General features: G+C 68.5%; 1 protein-coding gene. It reads left to right on the top strand.

Annotation, left to right across the window (positions count from 1 at the left end; genetic code table 11):
• The first annotated feature begins 542 nt into the window (after positions 1 to 542).
• Positions 543 to 2,897: an FdhF/YdeP family oxidoreductase gene (locus ACFU0Y_RS17740; RefSeq protein ID WP_380216218.1), complete on the top strand. Its 2,355-nt coding sequence runs from the start codon at positions 543 to 545 to the stop codon at positions 2,895 to 2,897.
• Positions 2,898 to 2,945: the final 48 nt, after the last annotated feature.

Below are 2,945 nucleotides of genomic sequence, written 5' to 3' on the forward strand. Positions count from 1 at the left end.
GATCACCAGCCGCCCGGCGAACCCGAGACTACGAGCGGCCCGGGCGGCCGAGAGGCCGGCCAGGGACGCTCCGACAATGACGAGGGACTCCATGAAGAGGACCCCTTTCGAAAGGCTGGGAGCAAGGACGTGAGCGTGGCGGGGAGAAGGGACGCCGCCTACGTGGAGGGTGCGCAATCTGCAACCCGCTTCGTATTACGAGAACAGCGTGAATTGCATCACTCCTGCGTGTCAAGCATTCCTGCGGACTTTTGGCGCGATCGTCGTCATGTGCTGTGGGATGGGCGCCGCAGACCGGTGATCCTTGACATGCCGTTCGGCGACTCCAAGAATGTTGCACATTGTGAACTGCGTTGCGTGGAGATGAAAGGTCGCCGTCGGGTGCCGATCCGCCCCGCGCTCGGCGGGCGGATCGCTCCTGGGCGGCATCACGGCACCTCATGAGGCACGCGGGTGCACCGACCGTGGCCGTGCAGGATGCTCGTGCCGCCGCCGACGAGTACGCCCTCGGACGTGTTCCGCCACAGAGAAGGAAAGGGCCCATGACCCGACAGAAGGCTGACGTGCGCGAGGTCGACGAGAACGACCTCGAGGTGAGCAAACCCAAGGACTGGGCCGGGGGACTGCCGGCCGTCTACTACTCCATGGAGCCCGCGCTGGCGCACATGGGCCCCGGCCGGGCCGGTCGGACGCTGCTGAGCATGAACCAGAAGGGCGGCTTCGACTGCATGAGCTGCGCGTGGCCGGACCCCGGTCACCGCAGCCCCTTCGAGTACTGCGAGAACGGTGCGAAGGCCGTCACGTGGGAGGCCACCCCCGTGACGATCGCCCCGGAGTTCCGGGCGGAGCACCCGGTCAGCGAGCTGCGCGAACGCTCGGAGTACTGGCTGGGCATGCAGGGTCGGCTCACCCAGCCCGTCCACAAGGCCAAGGGGGAGGACCACTACCGGCCCATCGGCTGGGACGAGGCGATCTCCATCGTGGCGGAGAAGCTCAAGAGCCTGGACGATCCGGACGAGGCGGCGTTCTACACCAGCGGGCGCGCCTCCAACGAAGCCGCGTTCATCTACCAGCTGTTCGTGCGCGGACTCGGCACCAACAACCTTCCCGACTGCTCCAACATGTGCCACGAGTCCTCCGGGTGGGGCATGGGCCAGACGATCGGGGTGGGCAAGGCCACGGTCGGCTATGACGACTATGTGAACTCCGACCTGCTGATCCTCGTCGGCCAGAACCCGGGCACCAACCACCCGCGCATGCTCAGCGCCCTCGAGAAGCAGAAGGAGAACGGCGGGCAGATCGTCGCCGTCAACCCGCTGCCGGAGGCCGGCCTGCGCCGGTTCAAGAACCCGCAGAAGCCCAAGGGCGTCATCGGCAAGGGCACCGAGCTCGCAGACCAGTTCCTGCAGATCCGTGCCGGTGGGGACATGGCGCTGCTCCAGGCGGTGTCCAGGCGGGTGCTCGAGGCAGAGGAGGCCGCCCCCGGGACGGTGCTGGACCACGAGTTCCTCGCCGAGCACTGCGAGGGCCTCCAGGAGCTCAGGGCGCACCTCGCCGAGCTGGACGAGCAGACAGTGCTGGCCGCGACCGGCCTGCGCTCCGAGGAGATCGACGAGCTCACGGACCGGTACCTGAAGGCCGAGAAGGTGATCATCACCTGGGCCATGGGCGTCACCCAGCAGAAGAACGGGGTGGCCACCATCAAGGAGATCATCAACCTCCTGCTGCTGCGGGGCAACATCGGCAAGCCGGGGGCGGGCGCCTCGCCCATCCGCGGGCACTCCAACGTGCAGGGGGACCGGACCATGGGCATCTGGGAGCAGATGCCACCAGCGTTCCTGGACGCCCTGGGCAGGGAGTTCTCCTTCGACCCGCCCCGTGACCACGGGGTCGACGCGGTCGACGCCGTCCGCCGGATGCGCGATGGCGAGATCACGTTCTTCCTGGCCCTCGGCGGGAACTTCGTCGCGGCCATGTCCGACACCGCCGCGACGGAGGCCGCGATGGACAAGCTGGAGATGAGCGTGCAGATCTCCACGAAGCTCAACCGGTCCCACACCGTGGTCGGCGAGGAAGCGCTCATCCTGCCCACCCTGGGCCGGACCGAGATCGACCGGCAGGCCGCCGGGGCGCAGTTCGTCTCGGTGGAGGACACCATGAGCGCCGTCCACCCCTCCTGGGGCACAGTCGCACCGGTCGGGGACAACCTCCTGTCCGAGGTCGCCATCGTGACCCGGCTGGCTCGCGCGACGCTCGGGACCACGGTCGACGCCGACTGGGAAGGCTTCGAGGCCGACTACGACCGGATCCGCGACCACATCGGACACGTCGTCGTCGGGTGCGAGAACTACAACGAGCGGATCCGTCAGGAGGGCGGCTTCGTGATGGCCAACGGCCCTCGGGACTCCCGCACCTTCAACACGCCCACGGGCAAGGCGCAGCTGACCGTCAACGCCCTGGACCACCTCGAGTGCCCGCCGGGCCGGCTGATCCTGCAGACCATGCGCTCCCACGACCAGTTCAACACGACGATCTACGGATACAACGACCGCTACCGCGGTATCAAGAAGGGCCGGCACGTGGTCTTCGTGAACCCGGAGGACATCGCCGAGCTCGGGCTGGAGGACGGTCGGCTCGTGGACGTGCACGGCGAGTACATGGACGGCAGGGACCGGGTGCTGCGGAGACTCCGACTCGTGTCCTATCCCACCGCCCGCGGGTGCGCGGCGGTCTACTACCCCGAGGGCAACGTCCTGGTGCCCCTCGACGACACGGTGACGGGCAGCAACACTCCCGTGTCCAAGGGCGTCATCGTCCGCCTGGAGCCGGCGTCCGAGGGCCCGGCCGGCGGCAGCGGCGAGGAGAGCACGGCGGCGGACATGCCCGCCACCGTCTGACCTGTCCCGGTCGGCAACGCGGCGCGGCCGCCGCTCCCCGGTGCGGGG

This window comes from Kocuria sp. NPDC057446 (assembly GCF_042802875.1).
Lineage (GTDB): Bacteria > Actinomycetota > Actinomycetes > Actinomycetales > Micrococcaceae > Kocuria.